The following is a 14968-nucleotide window of genomic DNA, read 5'->3' on the forward strand; positions in this document are numbered from 1 at the left end:
GACGTGAAAGCCCCCATTTGGCGCCCGTTTTAGGGGCTTTCACGTCTTCTCGGCGAGGGGGCGGCCCTAGTCTCGCCGCCGCACGGTGATCCGCCCGCCGTTCTTCGGAGTGAAGGCCACGCCGCGGCCGTGATACTTCTCCCCCGGCTCGGTGGTGGGCTCGATGGTGAAGTGCCGCAATACCGTTCGCAGCACGAGGTCCATCTCCAGGTTGGCGAACGTCGACCCCGGGCAGCGTCGACTGCCGCCACCGTAGGGCAGCCACTCGAACGCCGACGGGCTGCCGTCGAGGTAGCGATGCGGGTCGAAGCGCTCCGGATCGGGGAACGCTTGCGGGTTCTGGTGGATCTGGTTGATCCCGACGATGACGCCGTAGCCGCGCGGAATCACCCATTCGCCGATCTGGATGCTGGACGCGTAGACGTGCCGGCCGGCGAAGTCGATCACGGTGCGCACGCGTTGCACTTCCCGAATACTGGCGCGCCGCAACGTGTTGGCGTCCCCGTCGGCTTCGGCGGTGAGCTCGTTGAGCAGGTTCGGGTAGCGGCTCAGCCGTTCGAAGACCCAGGCCATGGTCGAGGCCGTGGTCTCATGGCCGGCCGCCAGCAGAGTCAGCAACTCGTCGCCGATCTCTTTGCGGGTCATCGCCGTACCGTCGTCGTAGGTGCTGCTCAGCAGCAGGGTGAGCACGTCGGTGCGGTTCTCGAAGTTCGGGTCCGCGCGCACGTCGTCGATCAGCTTGTCCAGGATCGTCTCGTACTGGGCGCGCCAGGCGGCCAACTTCCCCCACGGCGTGTATCGCCCGAAGGTGCGGGCCGGCATCGGCAAGGTCACCAGCCGCGAACCCAGCGTCACCCACTTGGGCAGGTCGACCCGCAGCTGATCCAGTTCGGCGCCTTCGGCCCCGAAGATCGCGCGCAGGATGACGTTGAGGGTGATCCGGTTCATCGGCAGCAGCGTCTCGAAGGGTGTGCCGGTGGGCCAGTCCGCGATCTCGCGCAGGGTCTCCTCGACGATGATCTGCTCGTAGGCGCGGACGCTCTTGCCGTGGAACGGCGGGCTCAGCAGGTTGCGGCGGCGCCGGTGCTCGGCGCCGTCGAGCGCGAAGACCGAGCCCGATCCCAGGATCCGCGACAGGTTCGGCTGGATGTTGCCGAGGTCCTCGGGGTTGGCGAGGAACACCTGCCGGGCCAGGTCCGGTTCGGTGACGAAGACGGTCGGCCCGAAGATCGGGCTGTTGACGGTGAAGGACGCGCCGTAGCGCCGGGTCAGGTGATTCACCAGCCGGCGCCGGTCCGCGGTGAACAGCAACATCGAGAGCCACTTGGGCAGCCGCGGCCCCGGCGGCAGGTTGACCGCCGGGGTGGTGTGCGTGCTGTTGCCGGCGATGGTCTGGGTCATGGGCTGCCTCCTGGGGCGACAGGTGGTACCGAGGCGTACCAAACGCTTGCCGGACACGGTACCCTTACGTACCAGCGGCTGGCAAGGGTTCGCGGGCGCGGCAGGGAGGCACGGCGATGACGACACTGGTGGCCAACGGCGAGGCGGCCGGCACCGCCGACCTGTTCCGGCGCCGGCTGCTCGACGGGCTGGCCGAGGCGATCGCCGAACGCGGTTACCGGGCCAGCACCGTCGCCGACATCGTGCGTGCCGCGCGCACCTCCAAGCGCACCTTCTACGACCGCTTCGCCAGCAAGGAGGAGTGCTTCCTGGAGCTGTTGCGCGCCGACAACGAGGCGCTGGCCCAGCGGATTCGCGCCGCGGTCGATCCGGATGCCGATTGGCAAGACCAGATCCGCCAGGCGGTGCAGGCCTACGTCGCTCAGATCCGGGCCCGGCCGGCCATCACGCTGAGCTGGATCCGGGAGTTGCCGTCGCTGGGCGAGGTGGCCCGACCGGCCCAGCGGCGCGGCCTGGAGCTGATGACGAACCTGCTCGTCGAGCTCAGCGGCAGTCCGGGTTTTCGCCGCGCCGAGCTGCCGCGACTGAGCCCGGCGCTGGCGGTGATCCTGCTGGGTGGGCTGCGCGAGCTGACCGCGCTGGCCGTCGAGGACGGCACCGACATCGGTGCCATCGTCGACCCCGCCGTCGATGCGTCGATTGCCCTGCTTGGGCCCCGGTGCTGATCTACCGTTGAGCCGTCAGGCGTATCGGAGAATCCGGAGGACCGCCATGCAACTCTCAACACGCAACCAACTCACCGGAACCATCGCCGATTTGGACGTCGGTTCGGTGATGGCCGTGGTCAAGATCCGGCTCGACGGCGGCGACCAGGTGATCACCTCGTCGGTCACCCGCGACGCCGCCCTGGACCTCGACCTCAAGGTCGGTCAGCCGGCGACGGTGTTCATCAAATCGACCGAGGTCACCGTCGGCGTCGAGTAGCCCCCCTCAGTTCCAGGGCAGCGCCAGCTTGCAGATCTTGCGCACCACGCTGCCGAACTGCTTGAGCAGCGGGCCGCTGTTGTACGGGACGCCGTAGCGCTCGCAGATCTCGCGCACCCGCGGGGCGATCTCGGCGTAGCGGTGCGCCGGCAGGTCCGGGAACAGGTGGTGCTCGACCTGGAAGGACAGGTTGCCGGTCAGGATGTGGAACCACTTGCCGCCGGTCAGGTTCGCCGACCCGAGGATCTGGCGGTAGTACCACATGCCGCGTGACTCGTTCTCGGCCTCTTCGACGGTGAATTCCTGGGTGCCGTCGGGGAAGTGCCCGCAGAAGATGATGGTGTAGGCCCACACGTTGCGCATCAGATTGGCGGTCAGGTTGCCGGCGAACACCAGCGGCGCGAACGGGCCGGCCAGCAGCGGGAAGGCCACGTAGTCCTTGAGGGTCTGACGCCGGACCTTCTGCCACGTCTCCCGCAGCATCTCGCGTTTGTCGGCGAACCCGATCTCTCCGGCGCGGATGCGTTCGGTCTCCATCTCGTGCACCGCCACCCCGTACTGGAACAGCACCATCAGCAGGAAGGCATACAGCGGGTTGCCCAGGAAGTAGGGCTCCCAGGGCTGCTTGTCGCTCATCCGCAGGATGCCGTAGCCGACGTCGCGGTCCATCCCGACGATGTTGGTGTAAGTGTGGTGCATGTAGTTGTGCGAGTGCCGCCACTGATCGGCCGGGCAGGCGGTGTCCCACTCGAAGTGCTTGCCGTACAACGCCGGTTCGCCCATCCAGTCGTACTGGCCGTGCATGACGTTGTGGCCGATCTCCATGTTGTCGAGGATCTTCGACAGTCCCAGCATGACGGTGCCGGCCAGCCAGGCCGGCGGGATGATGCTGAAGAACAGACACGCGCGCCCGCCGACCTCCAGCGTGCGCTGGGCCTTGATGATCTGGTGGATGTAGTCGGCGTCGCGTTCGCCGAGGTCGTCGAGCACACCCTGGCGGATGGCGTCGAGTTCGGCGCCGAAGGCGTCGAGGTTGGGCGGGAGGTCTGAGCGGGTGAGCACCTGCGGCTGCTCGGTCTGCGAGCGCTCGAGGACTGACTGTGTCATGGTTGGCTCCTTTGGTTTTACAGGTCGATGTCGACGTCGCCGACGGGCACCGACACGCAGATCTGGATGTCTTCGCTCTCGGCGGTGGAGAGCGCCCCGGTGATCAGGTTTCGCACCGTGCCACCGGTTTTGCGGCAGGTGCAGCTGTGGCAGATGCCCATTCGGCATCCGCTGGCCGGTTGCAGCCCGGCTGATTCGGCCTGTTCCAGCAGTGGCCGCCCGTCGTCGGCCACCGAGATGGTGCTGCCGAGGAATGTCACGCGCCCGCCGGAAGGGTCCGCCGAAAGTTCCGGTGGCACGAAGCTTTCCGAGATGGCGTCGGGCCGCTGTTCGCGCACGGCCGCCACCAGCGCCGGCGGACCGCACACGAACACCGCGTCCGGTTCCGGGGTGGCCGCCGCCAGGTGCTCGGCGTCGAAATGCCCGTGCAGATCGCCGGCTTCGGGTGCCCGGGTGTAGCCGTGCAGCACCGTCACCCGCGGCATCTCGGCCAGTTCCTGGCGATAGCACGCCTCCTCGGGGGTGCGGGCGTAGTGGATGAAGGTCACCCGGCCGGCATAGCGTTCGGCGATCAGCGTGCGCAGCATCGACATCACCGGGGTGATTCCGCTGCCGCCGGAGATCAGCAGGATGCGCCGGGGCCGGATCGCCGGCAGCACGAAGTCGCCGCCGACGGAGTCCAGGCCGACGACCATGCCGGGCCGGGCGTTGCGGTACAGGTGCTCGGAGACCAGGCCGGACGCGTGGCGGCCGATGGTCAGTTCGATGAGCCGCTGCCCCTCGGCGCTGGCCGGCGAGTAGCAGCGGGTGCGCCGGCGTCCGTCGATGTCGACGGACAGGTTGATGTGTTGGCCGGCTTGAAAGCCACCGAACGCGTCGTTGGGTTCCAGCAGCAGGGTCACGCTGCGCGGGGTGGCGCGCCGGACGGCGACCACCCGGGCGCGGGCATCGTTGCAGGTCCAGGTCGGCGACACCAGTTCGGTGTAGCGGTCGACCCCATGGGGGCCGGTGAGCAGGTCGACCAGGCTGGAGCCCAGTACCCGCCGTGTCAACGTTTGAGTGAACATATGTACACAGTGAACAACCGTTCACGGTTCGTCAAGGGATTTCGGCCAGTTGTGTTACGCTTCACACTCAGTGAACAGTCGTACGCCGAATTCACGGTCCGGGCGAACGAGGCCGCCGCGCCCACCCCGTGCCGAGCGCCCGCCCCGGCCCGAACGGCCGGAGCGGCCCTCGCGCGAGGAACGCAAGGAAGCCACCCGTCGCGCCATCATCAGCGCGGCGCTGACCCTGCTCGACGAACGCAGCTTCAGCGCTCTGAGCCTGCGCGAGGTGACGCGTGCGGCCAGCATCGTCCCGGCCGCCTTCTACCGGCACTTCGAGTCGATGGACGCGCTGGGCCTGGTGCTCATCGACGAGTCGTTTCGGGCGCTGCGCGAGACGCTGCGCGACGCCCGCGGCGGCGGGGTCGACCCCAGCCGGATCATCGAGTCCTCGGTCGAAGTCCTGATCGACAGCGTCGCCTCCCGCCACGAATATTGGCGGTTCATCAACCGCGAACGCTTCAGCGGGATGACGGTGCTGCGCTATGCGATTCGCACCGAGATCAAGTTGATCACCTCTGAGCTGGCCACCGACCTGGCCCGCTTCCCGGCGTTGAGCGGGTGGAGCACCGAAGACCTGAACATCCTGGCGGGCCTGTTCGTCAACGCGATGACCGTCACCGCCGAGGCCATCGAGGAGGCCCCGGATGAGGAGACCCTCGCCGAGATCAAACACGTTGCCGTCAAGCAACTTCGGATGATCGCTCTGGCTGCCGGCGGCTGGCGCAGCAAGCCTTGAGCCGTTCTACTGGGCGCGCCCCGAGCACCGGGCGGAACTGACCGACGCCCGTGCGTTGGAGCGCCTCCGCAACCTGACGTGAGTACCGAATGGGCTGCCCTCGACCGCAGTCGCTGACGGAACCCTCAGTAACATCCAGCCAAAATGCTCGGAATGCGAGAGAAAGCTGAGTTTTTCCTGGGTGCCTGCTACTGTCGCCGCCAAGTCCGCACAACTTCGGCGACGGGAAATCGCTCGTGACAACACTCAAGCAGGTCCTGTGTGGCGCGGCCGTCGCAGGCCTGGTTGCCGGGACGGGGGCGGCGGTCGGAACGCAGGCGGGCCTGCCCACCCGCACCGCCGAATGGATGCTTGCTGCCGAGCACGTGCTGCTGATCGGCGTCGACGGCGTCAACCTCTCCAAGATCCTGGAATACGCCTACAACGACGCCAGCGGCTTCAAGACGGCGATGGACCAGGGCATCACCGGGGCCGCCACCGAGGTCAACCACACCACGATCTCCGGACCGTCGTGGTCGACGATCCTCACCGGAGTGTGGGACGACAAACACGGGGTGATCAACAACCTGTTCCGGCCCGAGCCGTACGACAAATGGCCCACGGTGTTCAACATGCTCGAGTACCACAAGCCGGAGATCGACACCACGATCATCAGCAACTGGCAGTACCTCAACGAATTGGCAGCGGCGGGCGGGTATTCGGCCGACAACAACGTTTTCGTCCCGGCGGACGACAGCCCGGCCGACTCCGACGCGCTGGTCACCGCGCTCACCATCGCCCAGATCATGGCGACCCAGAACAACGAGGACGACATCTCGAGCTTCTTGTTCTCCTACCAGTCGCAGGCCGACACCGCCGGACACTCGTTCGGCGGCGGGTCGGACGAATACATGCAGGCCGTCATCAATCTCGGCGCCAACATCCAACAGATTCTGGCCGCGATCCAAGAGGTCAAGGCGATCACCGGGGACGACTGGTCGATCATCCTCACCACCGACCACGGCCACACCCAGTCGCTGGGCTTCGGTCACGGCTTCCAGTCGCCCAATGAGACGACGCAGTTCGTCATCTTCGATCAAGCCGGTCACGACGCCACCGACGGCAGCCAGAACCTGAACTACTCCGTCGCCGACATCACGCCGACAATTCTGGCGCTGTTCGGAATCCCGATGCGGTCGGACTTCGATGGTGTCTCGATGACCGACCCGACCGCACTGAACAGCATCGTCACGCCGGTGGATCTCAAGCAGGCACTGACCGACGCGATCGCGATGTTCGGCTATCCCAACATCGGCAACGAGATCGAACTGGCTATCCGCACAGCGATCGCCAGCATCCCCTACGGGATCAACCTTGGCCTCACCGAGATCACCAAATTCTTGCAGACCATCATCGACCAGGACATCTTCCTGCTCAGCGGGCTGGCCGAAATCACCCAGCAGGTCGTCCAATTCGCCGGCGGACTGGTGGTGGACTCCACCAACGCCATGGCCGTGGCGATCTCGCAGCTGCTCGGGGCCGGCGTCATCGAGCCGACCGACGCGCCGCTGCCGCTGCCGGGAAGCGCCGACTTCAGCCTCCCCGACTTCCACGACACCGATCTGCCCCTGCTGCTCGACGTCGATGCACTGCTGGGCTGACACGCCATGACGACAATCAGGCAGTTTCTCTGTGGCGCAACCGTTGCCGGCCTAGTCGCCGGAACGGGGGCAGCAGTCGGGACACAGACGGGACTGTCCACGCTGAGCGCCGAGTGGATGCTTGCCGCCGAACACGTGCTGCTGCTCGGCACCGACGGCACCAACCTGGACAAGATCCTGGAGTACGCCTACAACGACGACAGCGGCTTCAAGATGCTGATGGACCGCGGCGTCACCGCCGCCACCAGCATCATCGGCCACCAGACGATGTCCACTCCGTCGTGGTCGACGATCCTGACCGGGGTGTGGGACGACAAGCACGGCGTGGTCAGCAACATCTACCGCCCCGAGCCGTACACCACCTGGCCGTCGGTGTTCAACCTGATCGAGTACAACAAACCGGAGATCGACACCACCGTCATCTCCGGCCGGGGCCTGTTCACCGAGATGGCCTCCACCGGTGGCTATCCCGCTGACAACATCATCGCCATCTCCGGTGGCTCGACATCGGCGGAGATGGATGCGCTGGCCACCGAAGCAACCGTCGCCAAGATCCTGAGCACCACGAACAACCCGGACCTTTCGACCTTCATATTCGCCTACCAGTCGCAGGTCGACCACGCCGGACACTCGTTCAGTGGCGGGTCGGAAGAGTACGCCCAAGCCGTCATCAATGTCGGGGCCAACTTCAAACAGATCCTGGAGGCGGTCGCCCAGGCCGAGGCGACCACCGGCGACCGCTGGACGATCATCGCCGTCACCGACCACGGCCATCAACAGACCGTGACGCTGCCCGGTTTCAGCCTCGGCCACGGCTTCCAGTCGCCCAACGAGACGTCGAGTTTCGTGATGTTCTCGCTGGCCGGCAACGAGGCGCAGGCCGGCGGCCAGAACCTGAGTTACCAGACCGTCGACATCACGCCCACGATCCTGCAGGCCTTCGGCATCCCGATGCGAGCGGACTTCGACGGTGCTCCGATGCAAAGCGACCCTGAGATTCTGGACAGCTTCGTCATGCCGGTCGATCTCAAGCAGGCCCTCACCGATGCGATCAATAGCTTCGGCTACCCCAATATCGGCACCGACATAATGCTGAGCTTGCGTGCGCTGGCCGGCGGCGCCGGCTTCTTCATCGAAAGCTATCTCCTGCCGCCGATCAGCAACTACCTGCAGACGATCATCGACCAGGACATCTTCCTGATCAGCGGACTGGCCCAAGGCGCCCAGTGGATGCTCAATACCGTCGGCGGGATGGTGGCCGACGTGGCAACGCAATTGGGCAGAGCGGTCGCCTACCTGACCGGGGCCGGGGTCATCCCGCCGAACGACGCCCCGCTGCCCCCGCCGGGAAGTGCCGAGTTCACCGACTCGCTGGAGGCCTTGTTGGCCGGCCACACCTTCGCCGCCCCCGACCTGGGAGACTCCGGTCTGGCAGAGGCCGGCCTGGCCCTACTCGACGTCGACGCACTGCTGGGCTGATACTTCTCCGCAGGACCAGAGTCCAGGAGAAGGAGCGGCGACGTGAAGACCCCCATCTGCGAGCAATACGGCATCGACTTCCCGCTGTTCGCCTTCAGCCATTGCCGCGATGTGGTGGCCGCGGTGACGAATGCGGGCGGCTTCGGCGTGCTCGGCGGTGCCGCCTACACCCCGGAGCAGCTGGATCAGGAACTGAGCTGGATCGACGAGCAGGTGAAGGGAAAGCCGTACGGCATCGACATCATCGTGCCGGCCAAATTCGAGGGCAAGGGCGAGAATCTGTCGGGGCGCCAACTCTCCGACCGGATCCCCGCCGACTATCAGGGATTTATCGCAGACCTGTTGGCGCAGCACGATATTGAGCCAGACGACGCTCCCCGGCTGGGATCGGCCATGCTGACCGGTAGCTCCGGAGAACAGCTGCTCGAGGTTGCCGTCGCCCATCCCATTCGTCTGATGGCCAATGCGCTCGGCGTGCCACCGGACTACATGATCCAGTCCGGAAAAGCCCACGACATTCCGGTCGCGGCCCTGGTCGGCGCCAAGGAACACGCCCTCAAACAGGTCGCCCAAGGCGTCGACCTCATCGTCGCCCAGGGCACCGAGGCCGGTGGCCACTGCGGCGAAGTCTCCACGCTGGTACTGGTTCCCGAAGTCATCGAGGCCATCGACGACGCAGTCCCTGTACTGGCTGCCGGCGGGATCGTGACCGGTCGGCAGATGGCAGCCTGCGTAGCCCTGGGTGCCGCCGGAGCATGGACCGGTTCGGTGTGGCTCACCACCGAGGAAGCCGAAACCGCCCCGCACACCGTGCAGAAGATGCTTGCGGCCACCTCGCGCGACACCATCCGCTCCACCGGCCGCACCGGAAAACCGGCTCGCCAGCTGGTCTCGGATTGGACGGATGCGTGGCGCCCCAACGAGAAAGGGCACGCCACGTTGCCGCTGCCGCTGCAGTCCATGCTGGCCGAACCGGTACTTCGCCGCGTCGACAAGCTCGCCGCCACCGGGCACCCCGGGGCACAAGCGCTGGCCACGTACTTCGTCGGCCAAGGCGTCGGGCTGATGAACAAGGTGAAGCCCGCACGCGACGTCGTGTTCGAGTTCGTGGAGGATTACCTCACAGCCGCCGAACGGCTCGGCGACTCCGTTCGCGACTAACCACTACGGCCTCTGGGGCGCGCGCCACATCTTCCACAGCGTCGGCCCGCCACCGGGCAAGGTGATCTCCCCGGTCACCTGGAAGCCGAAACGCTCGTAGTACGGCACGTTTTCGAGCTTGCTGGACTCCAGATACGCCGGGGCGTACTCGGCATCGCAGCGATCCAGCCGGGATCGCATCACGGCCTGGCCGAACCCGCGACCGCGCACCAAGGGGTCGCTGCCGATCACCGCCAGATACCAGTGCGGCTCCTCAGGATGGTTGGCCTCCAACAGATCCGAGATCGCCCGCCCGCGGGCGAGATGCCGACCGAACGACCAGATCAGCGCCGGCACCATCCGCAGCTGCGACGCCTTCGACTGCTTCCACTGGCCCGGCGGGTCCCACAGCGCCGCCGCCCCGACGGTCGTGCCGTCACACGCCACCTCCACCCCGCCGCCGCCCAGGTGGTGGTACCGGGTGGACGTGGCGAAGAACTTCGACAGCTGTGCGGTGCGGCGGTCGTCGTCGGGCAGCATCCACACCGACACCGGATCGTCGTAGAACGCGCGCCCCAACGTCGCGGCGAGCGGTGAGATATCGGGTTTGTGCGCGGGCCGCACCTCAATAGCCATTCGGCCAGATTAATGCGTCGCATCCGCGCGTCCTACAGAGCAAGATCGGGCCCTATGAGCACCCTGCTGTGGGACCAGCACACCTGCCTGCCGTTGCGCGAGGGCACCGACGTGGCGTCGCTGACCCGCTACCAGCGAGGCGGCGGCGCGGTGCTGTCGGTGAACGCGGGCTATTCACCGCAGCGGTTCGCCGACACCATGGCGCTGCTGCGGCATTTTCACCGCGCAATCGCGGCCCGCCCGGGCCTGACGGTGGCCGCCGGCCTGGCTGATGTCGATGCGATCACCGGTGCCGGCGGCATCGCGGTGGTGTTCGACCTTGAGGACTCCAACCCCCTCGATGACGATCTGGACCATCTGGCCGTGCTGGTCGAGCACGGAGTACGCACCTTGCTGCCCACCTACAATCACGCCAACCGGGCCGGGCATGGCTGCCTGGACGCCAACGACGGCGGGCTCACCGGGTGGGGCCGCGCGATCGTCGCCGAGATGAACCGCGTCGGCATGGTTCCCGACGGCTCGCACTGCAGCGTCCGGACCGGCCTGGACCTGTGCGACGTCTCGACCGGCCCGGTGGTCTACAGCCACTCCTGCATGCGGGCCATCTGGGATCACCCGCGCAACATCACCGACGATCAGGCCCGGGCATCCGCGGCCACCGGCGGTGTCGTCGGTATCACCGGAGTCGGAATCTTCCTGGGCCCCAATACTCCAACCCTTGAGGCGATGACACGTCACCTGGAGTACGCGGTCGAGCTGGTGGGCGTCGAGCACGTCGGGGTCAGCACCGATTACTCGTTCGATCACACCGAGCTCACCGAGGAGATGGCCGCCAACCCGCAGTTGTTCGACGCCAGCTACACCCGCTGGGGACCCATCCAGTGGATGCCGCCGGAGACCTGGCTGCAGTTGCGCGAGCACCTGTCGGCGCGCGGCTGGGCCGACGCCGACATCAGCGCGGTGCTCGGCGGCAACTTCCACCGGGTGGCCCGGCAGACCTGGGGCGCTTAATGCACTTTGTCGAAATCCCTGGCCACATCCAGGAATTCCGCGGGCTTCTCCACCATCGGGCTGTGCCCTGATCCGGCGATGACGACCGGGTCCAGACCCGCCGCGCGGTAGCGGTCCGCGTTGGCCTCGGTCGGGGTGAGCACATCACGGTCCCCCCACACCACCAGCACCGGCTTGCCCAGCCCGGCCAACCGGTCGGCCACGGCCCGCTGCTCGTTGATCCGGCCGGCGGTCTTGGCATCACACAACGCGTTGTGGGTCATGCGTTTCAGCGACCGGTAGGCCAGCTCGGGAACCGGGAAGTCCGCGGCGAACCCGGTTTGCAGCGAAGACTTGTCTATGGCGTCGACACTTCGGAACCGGTCCAGCGCGGCACCGAGCACCGGCCAGCACACCGCGTTGCCCAGCGCCGGCAGCGCGCTCATCCCCAGCGCCGCAGGGGTATCCGAGACCATCACCCGCTCCACCAGTCCCGGTGCGCTTTCGGCCAGCGCGGTGGCTACCCACCCGCCCATCGAATGTCCGATCACGACCGCGTGCCGCACGCCGAGAGCGTCGAGCGCCTGACGTACCGCAGTCGCCTGCGCTTCGGCGCTGTAGGCCGCCGGATCGCGCGGGGCTTCGGAGCCGCCGTGGCCCACCAGATCGACCGCGATCACCCGGTTGCCCTGCGCCAGCGCCGGCGCCACCGCCTCCCACCACTGGATGGACGCCGTATACCCGTGCAGCAGAACAATGGCGCGTTCACCACCCGTGCCGTACTCGCGGATGTTCAAGTCCGGCCCGGGCAACTCGAGCACCCGCCCACCGGCGAACGCTTCGGCCGCCCGCGAGATGCGATCGGTGACCACCGCGTTGACCAGCAAAGCGACAAGGACGACCGTGATGATCCCAGCGGCAAGGCGTTTACCCATCCGCAGACGGTATCCCGGGCTTAGCCTGGATCGAGAGCAAACCCGCAGGAGGCCCCCGTGAGCGACCACGACATTCGGATGATCGTCTTGTCCACCGACGACCTGGACGAATCGATCAAGTTCTACAGCGAGACCCTGGGCATGCCGTTGAAGTTTCGCGACGGTGCCCACTTTGCCGCCCTCGACGGCGGATCGGTGACGTTGGCGCTGGCGACCGCTGTCGATCACCCCATCCACGGCCAGGTCGTGGTCGGCATCAAGACCGACGACGTCGACGGCGCCGCGAAGGCCATCGAAGCCAGCGGCGGCGGGATCGTCAAGGGCCCCTACGACGATGCGCACGAGCGTCGGGCCGTGGTGTACGACAACAAGGGCAATGGGCTGGTGTTCTACAAGCCGCTGGGGCGGTAGGGGTTCAGCACAGCCCGGCGCACCGGCCGGTCCGGCTCCGTGGGGATCTCCCCTTGCCGACGTCACCGACTCGGTAGCCTCTTCCGCTATGCGGCGGCATACAGGCGACTCCCATGGCCAACGGAGGTGTCGGTGTTCACCGCCGGTCAGATAGTCGCCGGCTACCGCATCCAGCGGGTTCTCGGCACCGGCGGCATGGGAACGGTCTACCTCGCGGCCAATCCGACACTCCCCCGCCGCGAGGCACTGAAGGTTCTTTCCGCGGAGCTGTCGCGCAACCCTGACTTCCGCGCACGTTTCATTCGTGAAGCCGAAGTCGCCGCGCGCCTGGACCACCCCCACATCGTCTCGGTCTACAACCGCGGGCAGACCGCGGACGGCCAGTTGTGGATCGCCATGCAGTTCGTCGACGGCACCGACGCCGACGCGGCGCAACGAAGCGGAACCATGACCGCGCAGCGCGCCGTGCACATCGTCACCGATGTCGCCCAAGCCCTCGACTACGCCCACGCACGCGGCGTCATCCATCGCGACGTCAAGCCCGCCAACTTCTTGCTGTCGGGCACGCCCGAGGCAGACGAGCGAGCCCTGCTGGGTGATTTCGGCATCGCCCGAGCCCTCGACGACGTCGGGCTGACCGCGACCGGATCGGTACTGGCGACCATCGCCTACGCGGCACCGGAAGCTCTGTCCGGCGCTCACCTCGACGGTCGCGCCGATATCTACTCGCTGGGCTGCACTCTGTTCTCCCTACTGACCGGCCGCACACCGTTCTCGTCGGCCAACGGGATGGCCGCGGTGATGATGGCCCACCTGCATCAGCCGCCGCCGCGGGTCAGCGATTTCCTGTCCCACCTGCCAGCGGCACTCGACGTCGTCATCGCCACGGCCATGGCCAAGGATCCGGCCGCCCGTTTCCCCTCGGCGAGTGCCCTGGCCCAGGCGGCGCAGGCGGCGCTGGCCAACCAGTTGCCCGCCGGTTTGCACTACGCCACCCCGCAGGCCCCATTGCGGTCCGCGCCGGAACGCCTGCAGGACAGGCGCCTCCGCCCGCGGCGGCGCGCCTGGACGCTGGCCGGCGGCGCCGCGGCGGTCCTGCTGGTGTCCGGTTCGGTAGCCGCCGTCACGATGGCGGGCCGCGAGCATCCCCCTGAGCCGGCCGCCGCGGTCGCATCCGAGGCACCAGCTCCCTCCACGATTCCCCTAGCCGGACCCGAACCACATTCCCCGCTGGGGCCCGCGTCCGACGATGTACAACCGGCGGCGCTGCGAGAGATCCTGTTGCCCGCAGACCAACTCCGAAGCAACAGCACCGCCCACGAGCTAGTTCTTGAAGAGGACTTCACCACCTTGCTCGACGACACCGCCGCCGTCACTCCGCCGGACTGCGTCGGCACCTGGGCTCCCGCTCAGGAACGTGCCGACGGCGGTCGCGGACAGACCGGCGTTGCCGTGCAGGTCCTTCGCGCGATGAACCGCAGAGCCACCGACGAGGGCGTGGTCCAGGCCGTCGTGTCCTACCCGACGCACATGGCCGCGGTGCAATCGCTACAACGCCAGCAGCGCCAATGGCAGAGCTGTGCCGGCCAGTCGATCACGGTCGCCGTCGCCGGCACCGGCCCGCAGGCGTGGGAGTTCGGCCCGTCGGAGGTGTTCGCCGGCACCGTTACGTCGGCAGCCAGGCTGCGCGACGGCACCGCGGTCTGCCAGCACGGCATCAACGTGCGGGGCAATGTACTCATCGACATCCGGCAGTGCCTTCCGCGCGGCGGCAACGACGTAGCCGCCCTGGTCAACGCCACCGGCGACCGGGTGCCCCGCCAATAGACCCAGCCGGTCTTAGCATGAACTGCTATCACCACCAGGAGGTCCACTCATGATGACCATGCGCTGGTATGCGGCTATCAGTTGGCTGCTGGTCACCAGCGTGCTGGTCGTGTCCTGCAGCTCGTCGCTAACCGCGGGGACTCCTGTTGCCGAGCACTCCTCGTCCCCGACGCCGGTCGCGGCCGCCCCGCCGCCTCCTGAACCGCCTCCTCCCCCCTCTGATGAAGAGCAGATCCGCCAGACCGTGCAGGCGTTCCAGGACGCCTACAACACGCAGAATTGGGACTCCTACAAAGAGCAGATGTGCCCGGTGATGCGTGACCAATTCACTGACGGTCCGGTGATGGACCTGTTGAAGAAGACCCGCACCGACAACGGGCTGACCCGTGCCACGGTGCGCGCGGTGGATATCGACGGTGACGTTGCCACAGTGACACTCGACTCGCACAACGAGGCTCTGGGAAATCTTGCTCCCACACTCCGATTGGAGCGCGCTGACGGCTGGAAGATCTGCGTGCGATAACACACCGCGCGGACCACCCCGGCTGCTGTGGCGGCCTTCTGCGATCGTGT

General features: G+C 67.0%; 15 protein-coding genes. 10 read left to right on the forward strand and 5 right to left on the reverse strand.

Annotated elements, in window-relative coordinates; all coding sequences use genetic code 11:
* Positions 1-66: 66 nt before the first annotated feature.
* Complete coding sequence (locus A5648_RS06510; protein WP_065023749.1) at positions 67-1401, reverse strand: cytochrome P450; 1335 nt, start codon at positions 1399-1401, stop codon at positions 67-69.
* Between the two features lie 116 nt (positions 1402-1517).
* Here A5648_RS06510 and A5648_RS06515 point away from each other — a divergent pair, with 116 nt between their 5' ends.
* Together A5648_RS06515 and A5648_RS06520 are read left to right on the forward strand one after the other, a co-directional pair.
* Positions 1518-2126, forward strand: a complete 609-nt coding sequence (locus tag A5648_RS06515; protein ID WP_065023750.1) for a TetR/AcrR family transcriptional regulator — start codon at positions 1518-1520, stop codon at positions 2124-2126.
* A 46-nt stretch (positions 2127-2172) separates the two neighbouring features.
* Positions 2173-2385, forward strand: coding sequence for a TOBE domain-containing protein (locus tag A5648_RS06520; protein WP_065023751.1), 213 nt, complete (start codon positions 2173-2175; stop codon positions 2383-2385).
* A gap of 6 nt (positions 2386-2391) precedes the next feature.
* On the opposite strand, the gene A5648_RS06525 is transcribed toward A5648_RS06520, so the two are convergent.
* Together A5648_RS06525 and A5648_RS06530 are read right to left on the reverse strand one after the other, a co-directional pair.
* A complete protein-coding gene (locus A5648_RS06525) occupies positions 2392-3492 on the reverse strand; it encodes a fatty acid desaturase family protein (protein WP_082966338.1) in 1101 nt (366 codons plus the stop codon).
* Between the two features lie 17 nt (positions 3493-3509).
* On the reverse strand, positions 3510-4559 hold the full coding sequence (locus A5648_RS06530; RefSeq protein WP_065023752.1) for a ferredoxin reductase: 1050 nt from the start codon (positions 4557-4559) through the stop codon (positions 3510-3512).
* Between the two features lie 70 nt (positions 4560-4629).
* On the opposite strand from A5648_RS06530, the gene A5648_RS06535 reads away from it, so the two are divergent.
* The 4 genes from A5648_RS06535 to A5648_RS06550 all read left to right on the forward strand — a co-directional run bounded on the left by A5648_RS06535 (position 4630) and on the right by A5648_RS06550 (position 9617).
* The gene (locus A5648_RS06535; protein WP_065023753.1) at positions 4630-5337 is read left to right on the forward strand and encodes a TetR family transcriptional regulator; all 708 of its coding nucleotides are present in this window, start codon (positions 4630-4632) and stop codon (positions 5335-5337) included.
* Between the two features lie 236 nt (positions 5338-5573).
* Positions 5574-6977 carry an alkaline phosphatase family protein gene (locus A5648_RS06540; protein ID WP_065023754.1) on the forward strand — a complete coding sequence of 468 codons (1404 nt, stop codon included), beginning with the start codon at positions 5574-5576 and terminating at the stop codon, positions 6975-6977.
* A 6-nt stretch (positions 6978-6983) separates the two neighbouring features.
* Positions 6984-8456: an alkaline phosphatase family protein gene (locus A5648_RS06545; protein ID WP_065023755.1), complete on the forward strand. Its 1473-nt coding sequence runs from the start codon at positions 6984-6986 to the stop codon at positions 8454-8456.
* Between the two features lie 42 nt (positions 8457-8498).
* Positions 8499-9617, forward strand: coding sequence for a nitronate monooxygenase (locus A5648_RS06550; protein WP_065023756.1), 1119 nt, complete (start codon positions 8499-8501; stop codon positions 9615-9617).
* Positions 9618-9620: 3 nt separating this feature from the next.
* Here the strand turns inward: A5648_RS06550 and A5648_RS06555 are convergent, their stop codons facing one another.
* Complete coding sequence (locus A5648_RS06555; RefSeq protein ID WP_065023757.1) at positions 9621-10232, reverse strand: GNAT family N-acetyltransferase; 612 nt, start codon at positions 10230-10232, stop codon at positions 9621-9623.
* Between the two features lie 54 nt (positions 10233-10286).
* Here A5648_RS06555 and A5648_RS06560 point away from each other — a divergent pair, with 54 nt between their 5' ends.
* Positions 10287-11243 carry a dipeptidase gene (locus A5648_RS06560; RefSeq protein ID WP_065023758.1) on the forward strand — a complete coding sequence of 319 codons (957 nt, stop codon included), beginning with the start codon at positions 10287-10289 and terminating at the stop codon, positions 11241-11243.
* Here A5648_RS06560 and A5648_RS06565 read toward each other — a convergent pair.
* The gene (locus A5648_RS06565) at positions 11240-12157 is read right to left on the reverse strand and encodes an alpha/beta fold hydrolase (protein WP_065023759.1); all 918 of its coding nucleotides are present in this window, start codon (positions 12155-12157) and stop codon (positions 11240-11242) included. The genes A5648_RS06560 and A5648_RS06565 overlap by 4 nt on opposite strands.
* A 78-nt stretch (positions 12158-12235) precedes the next feature.
* Between A5648_RS06565 and A5648_RS06570 the strand changes: the two genes are divergently transcribed.
* The 3 genes from A5648_RS06570 (at position 12236) to A5648_RS23665 (ending at position 14918) form a co-directional block, all read left to right on the forward strand.
* The gene (locus tag A5648_RS06570) at positions 12236-12568 is read left to right on the forward strand and encodes a VOC family protein (protein ID WP_373693206.1); all 333 of its coding nucleotides are present in this window, start codon (positions 12236-12238) and stop codon (positions 12566-12568) included.
* Positions 12569-12700: 132 nt separating this feature from the next.
* The gene (locus A5648_RS06575) at positions 12701-14395 is read left to right on the forward strand and encodes a serine/threonine-protein kinase PknH/PknJ (RefSeq protein ID WP_428844312.1); all 1695 of its coding nucleotides are present in this window, start codon (positions 12701-12703) and stop codon (positions 14393-14395) included.
* A gap of 49 nt (positions 14396-14444) precedes the next feature.
* The gene (locus A5648_RS23665; RefSeq protein WP_131810530.1) at positions 14445-14918 is read left to right on the forward strand and encodes a nuclear transport factor 2 family protein; all 474 of its coding nucleotides are present in this window, start codon (positions 14445-14447) and stop codon (positions 14916-14918) included.
* Positions 14919-14968: the final 50 nt, after the last annotated feature.

The organism is Mycolicibacter sinensis (assembly GCF_001673565.1).
Lineage (GTDB): Bacteria > Actinomycetota > Actinomycetes > Mycobacteriales > Mycobacteriaceae > Mycobacterium > Mycobacterium sinense_C.